The following is a 14545-nucleotide window of genomic DNA, read 5'->3' as shown; positions in this document are numbered from 1 at the left end:
GCGCACGCGGCAAACTGCCTTGCCATCCTTCACCTCAGCCAGATCGGCTGCGGTCGTACCCTCAATGACCAACGCAAAGCCCGGATCAAGCGCATACGCCATGCTGGCCGCGCCGCGCAGTCCCACTTCCTCCTGTACGGTGAAGCAGAACCAAGTATCGACCGGCGGCTGCTCTTCCAGCAGCGTCAGCAGCGCTGCGCAGCCAATGCGGTCGTCGATCGCTTTGGCTTTGATGAGACCATCGCCAAACAATACGGCATCCGAATCAAACACACCATAGTCGCCCAGCGACACCTTGGCTTCCGCTGCCGCGCGGCTGGTCGCGCCGATGTCAATATACAAATCCTTGGTTTTGGGCATGGTGCGCCGCTCGGCTGCGGTCGTCAGATGCACTGCCTTGATACCAATGACGCCGCACGTCTCGCCAAAGCGCACGCCCTTGCCAATCACGACGCGCGGATCAACCCCGCCGACAAAACCGAATTTGAGCATGCCATCCTCAGTAATCTTTTTGACAATCACGCCAACCTCGTCCATATGCGCACACACGACAACCGGGCGCTCGAGCGTTTTACACCCTTTTCGGAACACCATCACATTGCCGATGGCGTCCATTCGGATTTCATCGGCAAAAGGCTTTACCTTTTTGAGCACAAACTCACGCACCGCATCCTCACAGCCCGACGGCCCGGGCAGCGCGCACATCGTTTTCAGCAGTTCGGTCATGCTTCCACCTCCCCGTCAAAGTCGCACAGGAAGCGATAGATCAGCTCCGCCACGTCCTCCACATCGGACGTTTTGACTACCTCGACCGGTGTGTGCATATATTTCTCCGGGATGGACAGAAGCGCGGTCGCAATGCCGTGTGTGACAATCTGCATCGTCCACGCATTTGTGCCTGTGTTGCCCTCCATCACCTCAAGTGAATAGTCGATATCATTTGCTTTCGCGGTTTTGATGAGCCGTTTGGTCAGTCCACGATGCAGGTTCGGCCCTACGCCGATAGCCGGACCGCTGCCCAGCTCGAACACGCCGTCTGACGGGCCGTCCGGTGTTTTACCGTGTGTCACATCCACCGCAATCGCATATTCCGGCTGCACCGCAAACGCGCCGGTCTGTGCGCCGAGACCGGTGACCTCTTCCTGCGCACTGATAAGCACCGCGATATTGCAGCGGCGTTTTTTATGCTTTTTCATTTTTTCCAACGCAAGCAGAATCGCGGCCACGCCTGCGCGATCATCCAGACATTTGCTGCAAATCTGCCCGCCCAGCAGCTTCACCGGCTGCTGCGCAAACACGATCGGCGTACCGATACGAACTTTTTCCTTTGCGTTTTCCAAACCGGTGTCGATCAGCATTTGGTCGACCGGCACAGCCTTATCCTGCTCGCCTGCTTTGAGCAAATGCGGCGGCATACAGCTGACCACACCGTACAGCGGCTCGTCCGCCAGAATGGTTACTTCGGTGGCGAGCAACATACGCGGGTCAACGCCGCCGACCGGCGCAAAGCGCAAAAAGCCACCGTCCAGCACCTCAGTAACGACAAAGCCGATCTGGTCAAGGTGCGCGTCCAGCAGCACGGTTTTGGCGTGCTTACGACCGCAGCTCTTGTAGCCCAGCACGTTGCCGTTGTGGTCAACCTCAACGGTATCGCACAGCGGCCGCAGCAGCGAGGCAACCGCCTGCGCTGCCTGTTCTTCAAACCCGCTCACCGCTGGCAGCGCGCACAGCGTATGCAGGGTTTTCTCTATCTGCAAGGAACATTCCTCCTTTTTTGATTTGGAAACGAGCAGTTACTCGCCCGTAGATTCTATTATACCCGTTTCCGCTTCCGGAAACAATACACCACCCGTCGTGATGAGCAGATTTTGTGTCCACTTTTGTTCTACCACACATTTTGTCAAGAAAACTTTGCAACCCTTCTTGACAAGTTCACTTGTCATGTTATACTGAATACGCCAAGAACACTTGGCGCAACGGTAGATAGAGACAAAGAGGTGCTTTATGAACAAAGAAGAAATTCTGGCGAAAAGCCGAAGTGAGAACACGGATGAAGGCAAAAAGAATGCAGAAGATCAGGGCAGACAAATCGGCATTATCGCATTCATCATCGTTCTGATTTTTCTCTTCATTTTCAACATGTGTACCAATCGGTCAAACGATGCGCTGGCCGCAGTCTTTTGGACATATGTTGCGGCCGAAGCCTATCCCCGCTATCGGTTCAGCAAAGAAAAATCTCTTCTAGTGACTACCATTGCAGGCGGTTTTCTTGCCATTGCTAACCTCATCACCTATGTAATGCGCGTGGTGGGATGAGTGATGGACAACAAACTGATTCTGCACAACCGACTGAAAGAAGCGCGCAGTGAAAAAAATCTATCGCAAGCGCAGCTGGCAGAGCTGGTCGGCGTGTCACGCAACACGATCAGTTCCATTGAAACCGGTCAGTTCAACCCGACCGCAAAGCTTGCGCTCGTCCTGTGTATTGCACTGGATAAAAAATTTGAAGAGTTGTTCTATTTTGAATAAGACACACAAAAAAAGATGCTGCAAATGCAGCATCCTTTTTCTATGTTCCCTATCAGGTGTCCAGTTCGCAGCAATACAGCGTATTGGTGTCAGTATCATAAAGCCCCACAGTAAAATTGAAAGAGCCCCTGTTCAAAATATCTGCACCGGTTGCCGTATCCTGCTCTGTATGCCGGTCAATCAAACGATAATATCCATTCTCGATCTCAGGCACCAGCGTTTCGCCATCCTCATCCGTCAAAAACGGGCCGATACTACCGGTTTCGTCCGATACCCCATATACCAGCGTTTTTACGGTTTCATCCAACGGAAACGGCTGCCAATTGGCATCCGCTTTGATTTGTTTTATCATCTCGTTACCGTCAAAATGCAGCACAACGCAGGAAGTACCGTCGCCGTTGCCGCTATGCGTATCCATACTGAACATTGTGCTGCCGGTAGAAGCATCCACCCCAAGTGCTTCCGAAACCATTTCCTGTGGCTCTTGTGAACCGCAGGCAGCCAATGAAAGAACGAAAACGAGAACAATCCCTATCCAACCTAATTTTTTCACAGCAAGCACCTCCGCTTGTCACGTGACCCAATCGAAAACCGCTTACAGCTTAGCCAGCTCCTGCGCGATCAGCTTATTGATGATCTGCGGGTTGCCCTGACCCTTGGAGGCCTTCATGCACTGACCTACGAGGAAACCGGTGACATTCTTGCCTGCCTTGAAGTCCGCAACTGCCTTTTCGTTCTTCGCGATCACATCCTGCACGATGGCGAGGATTGCGCCCTCATCAGACACCTGCTTGAGGCCCATGCGCTCCACGATCGCTTCAACCGTTTCGTCGGTCTCGAACATGCTCGGCAGAACCTTCTTGCCTGCCGCACCCGAGATCGTGCCCGCTTCGATCAGTTTGACCAGATCAACCAGCTTGTCCGCGGTCAGCTTAGTGTCCGGCAGCTCCACGCCCTTGTCGTTGAGGTACTTGGAGATATCGGACAGAATCCAGTTTGCCGCCGCCTTGGGCTTGACCTGCTTTGCCGCCGCGTCGAGCAGTTCCGCCTTCGCAAAGCTATCCGAAATCAGGCGCGCTTCCATTGCCGTCATGCCGTACTCGTTCAGATAGCGCTCATAGCGCGAGATCGGCAGCTCGGGAATCTCGCTTTCGATCTGCTGCATCCACTCGTCCGAAATCTCGACCGCGATCAGGTCCGGATCGGGGAAATAACGGTAGTCCTGTGCGTCCTCCTTGGTGCGCATGACCGTATTCTTCAGCTTCACATCATCCCAACGGCGGGTCTCCTGCTGAATCTCGCCGCCATTCTCAACGACCTCGATCTGGCGTGCGATCTCATAGTCGATCGCGCGTACCGCGCCCGAGAACGTGTTGATGTTCTTCATCTCCACGCGCGTGCCCAACTCCTCCGAGCCTTCCGGACGGATGGAGACGTTCACATCGCAGCGAATAGAGCCTTCCTCCATCTTGCAGTCGCAGATGTCGAGGTAGGACAGCGTGGTTTTGATCATCTCGAGGAATTCCTTGGCTTCCGCCGAGGAATGCAGGTCGGGCTTGGTGACCATCTCGATCAGCGGCACACCACAGCGGTTGAAGTCGACAACCGTGCCGTCGATCTCGTCGTGCAGCAGCTTGCCCGCGTCCTCCTCGAAGTGGATGCGCTCGAGACGGCAGGACTTCTTCTCGCCGTCAACGTAGAAGAACACCTCGCCGTTTTCGCAGATCGGCACATCGAACTGCGAAATCTGGTATGCCTTGGGCAGGTCGGGATAAAAATAGTTCTTACGGTCGGCCTTGCAGAGCTGGTTGACCGTGCAGCCGGTTGCCTTGCCCATCTTGGCCGCATAGTGTACCACCTGCTTGTTGAGCACAGGCAGCGCGCCCGGCATACCGGTGCAGACCGGGCAGGTGTGTGTATTGATCGGTGCGCCGAACGAAGTCGAGCACGAGCAGTAGATCTTGCTCTTGGTGGACAGCTCCGCATGCACCTCAAGGCCGATGACAGCTTGATATTTCATTTGTCGTTTCCTCCCTTACAGTGCCGCGATGATGTTCTTGAGGCCGGATGCCTGCTCAAATGCTAGGCCAGCGTCCAGCAGCTTCTGCTCACCAAAGCGCGGCCCGATGAGCTGCATGCCGATCGGCATCTTGTCCGCGTCAAAGCCGCAAGGCTGCACCAGACCCGGCAGGCCAGCGATGTTGACCGACACCGTGCAGATATCGCCCGCATACATCTCCAGCGGATTGGTGGTCTTGGAGCCCATTTCATAAGCCGTGGTGGGCGCAACCGGCGTCAGAATAACGTCGCACTTCTCAAAAGCGTTTGCAAACTCCTCGCGAATCTTGCGCTGCGCCGCGCGCGCCTTCTTGTAATATGCGTCATAGTAGCCGGAAGACAGCACATAGGTGCCCAGCATGATGCGGCGCTGTACCTCCGCGCCGAAGCCCTCCGAGCGGCTCTTGGTGTAGAGCGCAATCAGATCATCGCCCGCGTTCGGGGTGCGGTAACCGTACTTCACGCCGTCAAAGCGTGCCAGATTGGAGGACGCCTCAGCAGACGACAGGATGTAGTACACCGGCAGCGCGTATTCGACCAGCGGCAGCGAAATCTCAAACACCTCTGCGCCGAGGTTCTTGTAGGTTTCGGCAGCGGCAAGCACGCTCTCGCGCACCGCGTCCGAAATGCCCGCGCCGAAATATTCCTTGGGCAGACCGATCTTCATGCCCTTGATATCGGCATTGAGGTTTGCACGGATCGAGCCTTCAAACGGGGTCTTGACCGAGGTAGAGTCGTGCATGGGATCGTGACCGGTGATCGCGTCGAGCAGCATCGCTACGTCCTCCACCGAGCGGCCGAACGGGCCGATCTGGTCGAGCGAGGATGCAAATGCAATGAGGCCATAACGGGATACTGCGCCATAGGTCGGCTTGAGGCCGACCACACCGCAGAAGGATGCCGGCTGACGGATCGAACCGCCGGTATCCGAGCCGAGCGACAGCGGAACCTCGCCCGCCGCAACGACCGCTGCCGAACCGCCGGACGAGCCGCCCGGTACACGGTTCAAGCCGTGCGGGTTATGGGTCGGGTGCGCCGCCGAGTTTTCGCAGGACGAACCCATTGCAAATTCGTCCATGTTGGCCTTGCCGGTCATAACCACATCGTTTGCGGCAAGCTTCTCGACCACCGTCGCATTGTACGGCGGCTTGAAGTTATACAGCATCTTGGATGCACAGGTGGTCAGCGTACCCTTGGTGCAGATGTTGTCCTTGACGGCAACCGGGATGCCCGCCAGCGCGGACAGTTCTTCGCCCGCGGCGCGCTTCTTGTCCACTTCAGCCGCCTGCGCGAGCGCGGACTCCTCCGCGACCGTCACATAGCCCTGCACTTTGTCCTCGACCGCTTTCGTGCGGGCGAAAACATCCTGCGCAAGCTCTACCGCGGAAATTTCCTTATCGGCGAGCATTTTGGAAAGCTCGGCCGCTGTTTTCTCATAAAGTGCCATTGTTTTCCGTCCCCCTTATTCTACCACGCGCGGCACGGCTACGCCGCCCGCCTGAAAGTCCGGCGCGTTCGGCTCGATGAGCTGATCGGGCGTGTATTCCTGCACGACCACGTCCTCATGGAACGCATTCTTGCGCTCGGTGTTGATGACATCCGTGATGTCGCCAAGGTCCAGCTCCGCCAGCTTGTCCACCATGCCGACGATGCCCTGCATGTCGTCCGCGAGACGGTCGAAAATACCGCCCGTCGAGTCCAGACGCGCAAGGGATGCGATGTGCTCAATTTCTTTTCTGGAAATTGCCATGTCAAAGTTCCTCCTGCTGTATCATATTTTTGAATTCTTCCTCTGTTAAGACCGGGATACCAAGCTCCGCTGCCTTTTGCAGCTTACTGCCCGCGTTTTCTCCGGCCACCACATAGCTTGTTCTCTTGGAAACAGACCCAGCTGCCTTGCCGCCGAGCGACTCAATGAGGTCGTTGATCTCTTTGCGGGTATAAAGCGTCAGGCTGCCGGTGGCAACGATCGTCTTGCCGGCAAGCAGATCGCTCTTGGCCGTCTTTTCTCCGATGAAGTTGACGCCCGCCGCGCGCAGCTTTTCAATGAGTTCTTTCGACTGGTCGAGTTCGCGCCACGCCGCGATACTTTCCGCAGTCGTCTGGCCGATATCGCGAATTTCGGTCATTTCCTCAACCGACGCCGCGAGCAACGCATCCAAACTGCCAAAATGGTTCGACAATATCTTGCCTGCCTTCTGGCCAACGTGCCGAATACCGAACGCAAACAGCAGCCGCGACAGGTCGCGCGTTTTGCTCGCCTCGATGCCGCGCAGCAAATTGTTCGCCCAGGTGTCCACCTTTTTGCCGAGCGGCAGCAGCTGTTCCACTGTCAGATTGTATAAATCGGCAGCGGATTTCACCAGCCCCGCGTCAATCAGCTTTTGCAGATTGCCTTCGCCGCAGCCGTCAATGTCCATTGCGTCGCGCGAGGCAAAGTGCATCAGATTGCGCAGCAGCTGCGCGGGACACGCCGCACCCGTGCAGCGGATGGCAGCTTCTTCCTCATCGTCGTAAACCGGCGCGCCGCACACCGGACAAAACTTTGGCATTTCATAGGGCTGTGCGTCCGCAGGGCGCTTGTCCAGCGCCACCCCGATGATCTCCGGGATGATCTCGCCCGCCTTGCGCACCGAAACCGTGTCCCCCACCCGCACATCCAACTGACGGAGAAAGTCGCGGTTGTGCAGCGTCGCGCGCGACACGGTCGTACCCGCGAGCCGCACCGGCTCAAGCACGGCATTGGGCGTTAAAACGCCCGTTCGCCCGACCGAAATGATGATATCCTTCAAAAGCGTCTGCTTGACCTCGGGCGGGTACTTATATGCCGCCGCCCAGCGCGGGAACTTGGCCGTCGAGCCGAGTGCCTGCCGCTGTGCAAACGAGTTGACCTTGATAACTGCACCGTCGATATCAAAATCCAGTTCGCCGCGCGTCTCACCCATATTCTCGATTTCGCGCTGCACGTCCGCCGGATCGGTATAAACCGGATAACGCGGACTGACCGGAAAGCCGAGTGATTTCAGCAGGTCGAGCGAAGCCGTGTGGCTGTCCAGCGGCAGCTCGTCCGCATTCTGGATATTGAAGCAGAAAATGGACAGCTTGCGCTGCTTGGTGATCTTGCTGTCCTTCTGCCGCAACGAGCCTGCCGCCGCGTTGCGCGGATTGGCGAGCAGCGGCTTTTCGTGCAGTTCCAATTCGGCATTGAGCGCGTCGAACACCGATTTTTTCATATACACTTCGCCGCGCACGATCAAATGCGGCGGCGCGTTTTCCAGCTTTTGCGGAATATCCTTGATTGTTTTGAGGTTGGCGGTCACATCCTCGCCAACCTGCCCGTCGCCGCGCGTCGCACCGCGCACGAATTCGCCGTTGACGTATTCCAGCGCAACCGAAAGTCCGTCGATCTTATACTCGACCACATATTCCGCCTGCCCGACCGCGCCTTCCACACGGCCATAAAACTCGGAAAGCTCGTCAAAGGAAAAAACATCCTGTAAGCTCTCGAGTGGATAGGCATGCGTGACCTTAGCAAACCGGCCGGACGCCGTACCGCCGACGCGCTGCGTCGGAGAGTCCGCATCCGCGAATTCTGGATGCGCGGCCTCCAAAGCACGCAGCTCACGCTGCATCATATCATATTCGTAATCCGAAATTTCCGGTGCATCTTCGTTATAATATTTTTCGTTATGATACCGCAGCTTTTCACGCAATGCGGTGATCTGCCCGAGGGCATCCATGCAAGCACCCCTTCACATTCCAATACAGAATATAGTATACCAAATTTTCGACCCATTCGGAAGTATTATTTTCCGTTTTCCGACGAATTATCATAATCGCTGATCTCACCGAGCAGACCGGAGCCCAGATCGTCAATATAGGTATACCGTTCGGGCACCGTGCCAACAATCACCGTGTCGGTCACCGGATAACTGGTGACGATCTCGCGGTCCTCACCACCCAACGGCGTCAAAATGCGAAAGCCCGCATGGATTTCGATGATGATGTTATGCCGCGTCTGGTTAATGCCCGCCGCGGAAAAAGCGCTGACAAACTCGGCCTCCATCTGAGTCAGACCCGCCATGCCAATATCCACCGACGGCCCCATGCCGGTAAAATAGTTCGGGGCAAATACCGTGCCGAGCGGCACCTCGACTGTGGTCTGCTCCAAATCGCTCAGCCGTTCAAACAGCCCGTTGACCAGCTGCGCCTTGATCCGTCCGATGGCAATGACATCCGTGCGCAGCGCCGTAACGTGGTTTTCGCTGTCCCGCTCCAGAATCACCATATTTTCATAAGTCTCCGGGTCGGAAAAGACCTCCTCCTGCATCAGGTTGTTGATTTCCTGAATCGCGCTATCCTCACAAACGTTGGTGGCGTATTCCATGAAAATCTGCCGCATCCGCATGGTCACAAGGATGCCGGTGGCCGCAAGCACTACCAGCAGCGCAAACAGCCATATACCCTTTCTCTTTCCGCGATATCTGCGCCGCCGCATAACTTCCGCCCCCTCCGGGGACAGTATACGCGCCGCAAATGCAAAAAAGAAGCACCCGTTCGGGGTGCTTCTTTGCAGCTTCGGAATTACTCCTCGTCGTACTCGTCGTCCGCAACGAGCAGCGCACGGATAGACAGGGAAACCTTCTTCTTCTCATCGTTGATGTCGATGATCTTGGCCTCGACCTGCTGGCCAACCTCGAGGACATCCTCGGGCTTCGCGATGCGGTGATCCGCAATCTGGGAAATATGGATCAGGCCGTCCACGCCAGGAACGATCTCAGCAAATGCGCCGAAGGGCATGAACTTGAGGATCTTGACCTCCGCTACGTCGCCCACGCCGTACTTGGACTTGAATACGTTCCACGGATTGTCCTCCTCGCGCTTGTAGCCGAGGGAGATCTTCTTGTTTTCCTTGTCCAGACCGATGACAAACACCTTGACCTTATCGCCAACATTGACAACCTCGGACGGGTGCTTGATGCGGCCCCAGGACAGCTCGGAAATGTGAACCATACCGTCCACACCGCCGATGTCAACAAACGCGCCGTAAGAGGTCAGGCTCTTTACCGTGCCCTCGTACTCGTTGCCAACTTCGATGGTGCTCCAGATCTGCTCAGCAGCAGCCTTGCGAGCCTCCTGCTGGATCTGGCGGATGGAGCCAACCACGCGCTTGCGCTGACGGTTGATCTCGGTGATATAGAAGGACTGCTTGGTCTTAACCAGCTGGCTCATCGGCTGATCCTTCGGCACGCCGGTCTGGCTAGCCGGGATGAATACGCGCACGCCAAATGCAGTTGCAACAACGCCGCCGCGGTTCTCTTCCACGATGGTGCCTTCAACAACCGCATGCTCCTCATGCGCCTTCTCGATGGTCTCCCAGCCCTTGAGCTGGTCAACGCGCTTCTTGGACAGGGTAACCGTACCCTCGCCGTCATTGACACGGACAACAACCGCCTCGATCTCATCGCCCGGATGGATGTTGGCAGCTACGTCGTAGTTCGGATCATCCGACAGCTCGCTTACCGGAATATACGCAGTGTGCTTCACGCCAAGGTCGACCTGTACGTCGGTCGTGGACACTGCGACAACGGTACCGGTGACTTTCTCTCCTGTATTTAAAGTCTTGAAGGACTCTTCGAGCATTGCGGCAAAGTCCTCGCCATTTTCGATTTTCGTTTCTTCGCTCATCATGTTACTGACCTCCTTAATTATCCATGCCGGTGTCGATGCCCCTGCTGTGATCCCGACGCGCCCATCCCGGCAGAGCTCCTGCGTCGTAAGCTCCGCGGCGTCCTCGATATAAAGCACATTTTTGCACAGCGACCGGCTGATTTCATACAGCCGTTTTGTGTTGGAACTTTTCTTGTCGCCGATCACAATCATTTGATCCGACGCACCGGCAAGCAGACGAGCCTCCGACTGACGCTCATCCGTCGCTTTACATATTGTATCAAAAATTTTGAGGTTTGTACACCTTTTTTTTATCAGACCGACGGAAATATTCCAAATTGCCCGATTGACAGTGGTTTGAGCGACCACAGCAAGCGGCCTGTCAACCATCTCCGATCGCTCGGTGAACGCCCGCACTTGCTCTTCGCCCTCCAGCACGACCGACTCGCCGCACCAGCCTTGGATACCCACAACCTCAGGATGACCCGCGCTGCCCAGAATGACGATCAGGCGGCCATCCCGGCTTTCCCGGTCAGCAATGCGGTGGATTTTCTGGACAAACGGGCAGGTCGCATCAAAAACCTCGCAGTTTTTCGCCGCAAGAGTATCATAAACCGTGCGCGGCACACCATGGGCACGGATGAGCACCTTCGCCCCATCCGGGATCTCTTCCAGCGTATGGGCGGTGCGCACGCCGCGCTCCTCCAGCCGTCGAATCTCATGCATATTGTGAATGATTTCGCCGTAAGCGTAAATCACACCGTTTTTCCCCGCCTGCTGCTCAGCCAGATCGACCGCACGGCGCACACCGAAGCAGAAGCCTGCGGTTTTTGCAACTGTAACACTCATACTTTTTCCTTCAATGCGTAAATGCGGTGCAAAATATCATCCGCGATCACGCCATAATCCTTTTCGTTTGCATCCGGACGAAACGGCTCACCGATGACAACGGTTGCCTTGCAGCGAAAACCCTTGTTTTCCGTGATGTACATCGGCAGGATCGGCGCACGGGTCTTGACCGCGAGCATCGCCGCACCTTTTTTGGTTTCGCCCTCGCTTGCGCCGCGCGTGCCCTGCGGGAAGATAATCAGCTTGCGTCCCTCTCGCACTGCGCCAAGCGCAGTCTTGATCGCGGTGATATCCGCACCCGCACGGTCGATCGGGAACGCGCCCAGCGCCGCAATCACCCACGCAAACAGCTTATTGCCCTCAAACAATTCTTTCTTTGCCATCAAGCGCAGCGGCGTTTGATGGCCCAGCGCGACCGCCGCAAACGGCGGATCGGATAGCTGCACATGGTTGGGGCAGACCACGCATCCGCCCTCCGGGATGTTTTCCCGGCCAATCACCTTGTATCCGAAGTAAATATGAAAGCCCAGCGCCACAAACGGCACGGCAAACCATTGAAACCAGCGGTGGAATTTGAATTTCATCGGTCTCCCTCCGTTTTCTCCCGAATGATGCGCAGGACAGCTTCAATGCTCTGTTCCAACGTGATATCGCTCGTATCCAGCAGCACGGCATCCTCCGCCTGCCTCAGCGGCGCGACCGCGCGCGTCATATCCAGATGATCGCGCTGCCGAATATCGCGCAGCACCTCGTCCAGCGTCACCTGCTGTCCCTTTTCGCGCAGCTCCAGAAAGCGCCGCTGTGCGCGCGACTCTGCCGAAGCCGTCAGGAAAATCTTGACCGGCGCATCCGGCAGGATGACCGTGCCAATGTCTCGCCCATCCATCAGGATATTGCCATTTCGAGCCATATTCCGCTGGGTATCCAGCAAAAATTGCCGCACTTCCGGCACCGCCGATACCTTAGAGGCATATTTTGCGATCTCAGGCGTGCGAATGGCGTCCGATACATCTTCACCGCACAGCAGAATATGCTGCGCACCGTCCTGATACTCGAGCGCCAGCGTGATTTCAGGTAAAACCGAAACAATGCCCGCTGTATCTTCTCCGGAAATCCCTTTGCGGCACACCGCAAGGCCGATTGCACGGTACATCGCGCCCGTGTCCACATACACATAGCCCAGCTTCGCGGCTGCTGCGCGCGCAACCGTCGACTTTCCCGCGCCTGACGGGCCGTCGATTGCGACCGAAATATAACCCATGTTTATTCCTCCTTCTGCGCGGCGGAAAGCCCTGCTAACCGGCCGGTCGACCACGCGATCTGCAAATTAAAGCCGCCCGTATAGGCGTCTATATCCAGCACCTCGCCCGCAAAATACAGGCCGGCGCATTTTTTCGATTCCATAGTCTTAGGACTGACCTCGCGCACGTTGACGCCGCCCGTGGTCACGATTGCCTCCGCGATCGGGCGCTTGCCCGACACTGCCACGGAAAAATGCTTGAGCGTGTGCAGAAGCGAAGCGCGCTGCGCCTTGGTGATGCTGTTCACCTTGGCATGCGGATCAATCTCAGACAGCCGCACCACCACCGGAATCAGCTTACGCGGCAGCAAATCACCCAGCGCATTGATAAAATCACTGTTTTTATGCTTATCAAAGTCACTCAGTAACCGCTTGTCCAGCGTTTTTTCGTCTAACGCGGGCTTGAGGTCGATTTCTACCCGATATTCCTTGCTGCCGAAGTGCCGCATATGGGCAGACGCAGACAAAATCAGCGGGCCGGACAGGCCAAAATGCGTGAACAGCATCTCACCGAACTCGGAAAAAATCTTTTTGTTATTTTCGAACACAGTCACCTGTACATTGCGCAGACTGAGTCCCATTAGTTCGCGGCAGATATCCCCTGCCTCGACCAGCGGCACCAGCGACGGGTTGGGCGGCACAACCGTGTGCCCGACCTGTTTGGCAAAGAGGTATCCGTCGCCGGTCGATCCGGTTTGCGGATAAGAGGCTCCGCCAGTCGCAACAATGACCCGATCCCCCTCATAAAGCTTGCCGTGCGCGCGCACGCCAACGATAAAACCATCCCTTATTTCCAATTGCTCTACTGTTTTCTGTATGATTGTAACACCCAAACGTTTGACCCAGGTAAAAAGTGCGTCAATAATATCCGCAGACTTGTCCGAAACCGGAAAAACGCGGTTGCCGCGCTCGGTTTTAAGCGGCACACCATGCGCTTCAAAAAACGCCATCACATCCGCGGGCGAAAAGCAATCCAGCGCGGAATACAAAAAGCGCGGATTGACCGGCACGTTCTGCAAAACGGTCTGTGCATCGCAGTTATTGCACACATTGCAGCGGCCCTTGCCCGTGATGAACAGCTTGCGGCCGACCTTTTCGTTCATCTCGAACAGCGTCACGCGTGCCCCATTTTCCGCAGCGGTGCCCGCTGCCATCAGGCCCGCCGCACCGCCGCCGACTACCAGAATGTTCAATTTGTCTCGTCCTCCGGCTTCTCGTATACGTCGTATTCCTCCCAGATGCGCTCGAGCTTGTTGAAGGTCTGCTCGATTTCGTCGCGTCGGCTCATGCCGACGGCAACGATGAGCGCATTGATGACCGAAAGCGGCGCCACCAGCGAATCGACAAAGCTTGCCATATCGCTGCGCGCCAGCAGTAGATGGTCGGCCACACGCGCCAGTGGGGACAGCCGCGAATCGGTCAGCGCGATCACGCGCGCGCCGCGGTCCCGTGCGTACTGCATGGCGCTGAGCGTGCGCTTGGAGTAGCGCGGGAAGCTGACGCCGAGCACCACATCACCCGGCCCGACGCGCAGCACCTGTTCAAATATCTCACTGACGCTATTGGTATGTACCAGCGTTACATTTTCAAACAAAAGGTTAAAATAAAATCCGACAAAGCTCGATAATGCGCTGGAGGAGCGCACACCGAGCAGATAAATCCGTTTCGCCCCAATCAGTGCATCTACCGCGCCCTGAAACGCGTCGCGGTCGATCTCGTCCAGCGTTTGCCGGATCATATCCATATCCGCGTGCAGTACGGTCTGCAATACATCGCGCCCGCCCATGCGGTCGCTCGACACCTCCATGCGCTGCACCGAAGTCAGCTTGTTGCGGATCATCTCCTGCAAGGCGCGCTGTAAGTGCGGATAGCCGTCATAGCCCAGTTCGGTCGCAAACCGCACCACGGTCGATTCGCTTACGCCAACGGTTGTTCCCAGACGGCTGGCCGTCATAAAGGCCGCTTTGTCGTAATGCTCGAGGATAAAGCGCGCGATCTGCTTTTGCCCCTTGGAAAAGCTGGACAGCTCGCTCTGGATTTTATTGATCAGGTCGTTCATGGTTTCTCTCCCTTTGCATGCAAAACCTGCATTTTGCCGTTTCTATTTTAAGCGGTTGTTCTGCAAAATGCAAGAAGTTT

The 14545-nt window shown here is 56.3% G+C and carries 15 protein-coding genes; 2 read left to right on the top strand and 13 right to left on the bottom strand.

Features of this window, described 5'->3' with window-relative positions; translation table 11 throughout:
- Both ABGT74_RS02530 and ABGT74_RS02525 read right to left on the bottom strand, forming a co-directional pair.
- A partial coding sequence (locus tag ABGT74_RS02530; protein WP_346704331.1) for a M42 family peptidase occupies positions 1-726 on the bottom strand: 726 nt, incomplete at its 3' end.
- A complete protein-coding gene (locus tag ABGT74_RS02525) occupies positions 723-1757 on the bottom strand; it encodes a M20/M25/M40 family metallo-hydrolase (protein WP_346704330.1) in 1035 nt (344 codons plus the stop codon). The genes ABGT74_RS02530 and ABGT74_RS02525, both read right to left, overlap by 4 nt.
- Before the next feature lie 247 nt (positions 1758-2004).
- On the opposite strand from ABGT74_RS02525, the gene ABGT74_RS02520 reads away from it, so the two are divergent.
- Positions 2005-2316 carry a DUF6442 family protein gene (locus ABGT74_RS02520; protein WP_297284266.1) on the top strand — a complete coding sequence of 104 codons (312 nt, stop codon included), beginning with the start codon at positions 2005-2007 and terminating at the stop codon, positions 2314-2316.
- 3 nt (positions 2317-2319) lie between these two features.
- The gene (locus ABGT74_RS02515) at positions 2320-2529 is read left to right on the top strand and encodes a helix-turn-helix transcriptional regulator (protein ID WP_346704329.1); all 210 of its coding nucleotides are present in this window, start codon (positions 2320-2322) and stop codon (positions 2527-2529) included.
- Between the two features lie 52 nt (positions 2530-2581).
- On the opposite strand, the gene ABGT74_RS02510 is transcribed toward ABGT74_RS02515, so the two are convergent.
- The 11 genes from ABGT74_RS02510 to ABGT74_RS02460 all read right to left on the bottom strand — a co-directional run bounded on the left by ABGT74_RS02510 (position 2582) and on the right by ABGT74_RS02460 (position 14465).
- Positions 2582-3001 (bottom strand): hypothetical protein, encoded by a 420-nt coding sequence (locus ABGT74_RS02510; RefSeq protein ID WP_346704328.1) that lies wholly within the window; start codon positions 2999-3001, stop codon positions 2582-2584.
- A 123-nt stretch (positions 3002-3124) separates the two neighbouring features.
- Entirely contained in the window at positions 3125-4549 is a 1425-nt protein-coding gene (gatB, locus tag ABGT74_RS02505) for an Asp-tRNA(Asn)/Glu-tRNA(Gln) amidotransferase subunit GatB (protein WP_346704327.1), read from the bottom strand.
- Between the two features lie 15 nt (positions 4550-4564).
- The gene (gene gatA / locus ABGT74_RS02500) at positions 4565-6034 is read right to left on the bottom strand and encodes an Asp-tRNA(Asn)/Glu-tRNA(Gln) amidotransferase subunit GatA (RefSeq protein ID WP_346704326.1); all 1470 of its coding nucleotides are present in this window, start codon (positions 6032-6034) and stop codon (positions 4565-4567) included.
- A gap of 15 nt (positions 6035-6049) precedes the next feature.
- Positions 6050-6337 carry an Asp-tRNA(Asn)/Glu-tRNA(Gln) amidotransferase subunit GatC gene (gene gatC / locus ABGT74_RS02495; protein ID WP_125114661.1) on the bottom strand — a complete coding sequence of 96 codons (288 nt, stop codon included), beginning with the start codon at positions 6335-6337 and terminating at the stop codon, positions 6050-6052.
- Position 6338: 1 nt separating this feature from the next.
- Entirely contained in the window at positions 6339-8327 is a 1989-nt protein-coding gene (ligA, locus tag ABGT74_RS02490) for an NAD-dependent DNA ligase LigA (RefSeq protein WP_346704325.1), read from the bottom strand.
- A 65-nt stretch (positions 8328-8392) separates the two neighbouring features.
- Positions 8393-9085 (bottom strand): sporulation protein YunB, encoded by a 693-nt coding sequence (gene yunB / locus ABGT74_RS02485; protein WP_346704324.1) that lies wholly within the window; start codon positions 9083-9085, stop codon positions 8393-8395.
- 86 nt (positions 9086-9171) lie between these two features.
- Positions 9172-11106, bottom strand: coding sequence for a bifunctional 4-hydroxy-3-methylbut-2-enyl diphosphate reductase/30S ribosomal protein S1 (locus tag ABGT74_RS02480; protein ID WP_346704323.1), 1935 nt, complete (start codon positions 11104-11106; stop codon positions 9172-9174).
- Positions 11103-11690, bottom strand: a complete 588-nt coding sequence (locus ABGT74_RS02475; protein ID WP_346704322.1) for a lysophospholipid acyltransferase family protein — start codon at positions 11688-11690, stop codon at positions 11103-11105. Before ABGT74_RS02475 ends, ABGT74_RS02480 begins: the two co-directional genes overlap by 4 nt.
- Positions 11687-12367, bottom strand: coding sequence for a (d)CMP kinase (cmk, locus tag ABGT74_RS02470; RefSeq protein ID WP_297283678.1), 681 nt, complete (start codon positions 12365-12367; stop codon positions 11687-11689). Before cmk ends, ABGT74_RS02475 begins: the two co-directional genes overlap by 4 nt.
- Positions 12368-12369: 2 nt before the next feature.
- Complete coding sequence (locus tag ABGT74_RS02465) at positions 12370-13599, bottom strand: NAD(P)/FAD-dependent oxidoreductase (RefSeq protein ID WP_346704321.1); 1230 nt, start codon at positions 13597-13599, stop codon at positions 12370-12372.
- On the bottom strand, positions 13596-14465 hold the full coding sequence (locus tag ABGT74_RS02460; RefSeq protein ID WP_297283680.1) for a MurR/RpiR family transcriptional regulator: 870 nt from the start codon (positions 14463-14465) through the stop codon (positions 13596-13598). Before ABGT74_RS02460 ends, ABGT74_RS02465 begins: the two co-directional genes overlap by 4 nt.
- Between the last annotated feature and the right edge of the window lie 80 nt (positions 14466-14545).

Origin of the sequence: uncultured Agathobaculum sp. (assembly GCF_963927765.1) — a bacterium.
In the GTDB taxonomy this organism is placed as follows: domain Bacteria; phylum Bacillota; class Clostridia; order Oscillospirales; family Butyricicoccaceae; genus Agathobaculum.
Note: the sequence above shows the minus strand (reverse complement) of the source record. Positions and strands in the feature narration are given on the sequence as shown.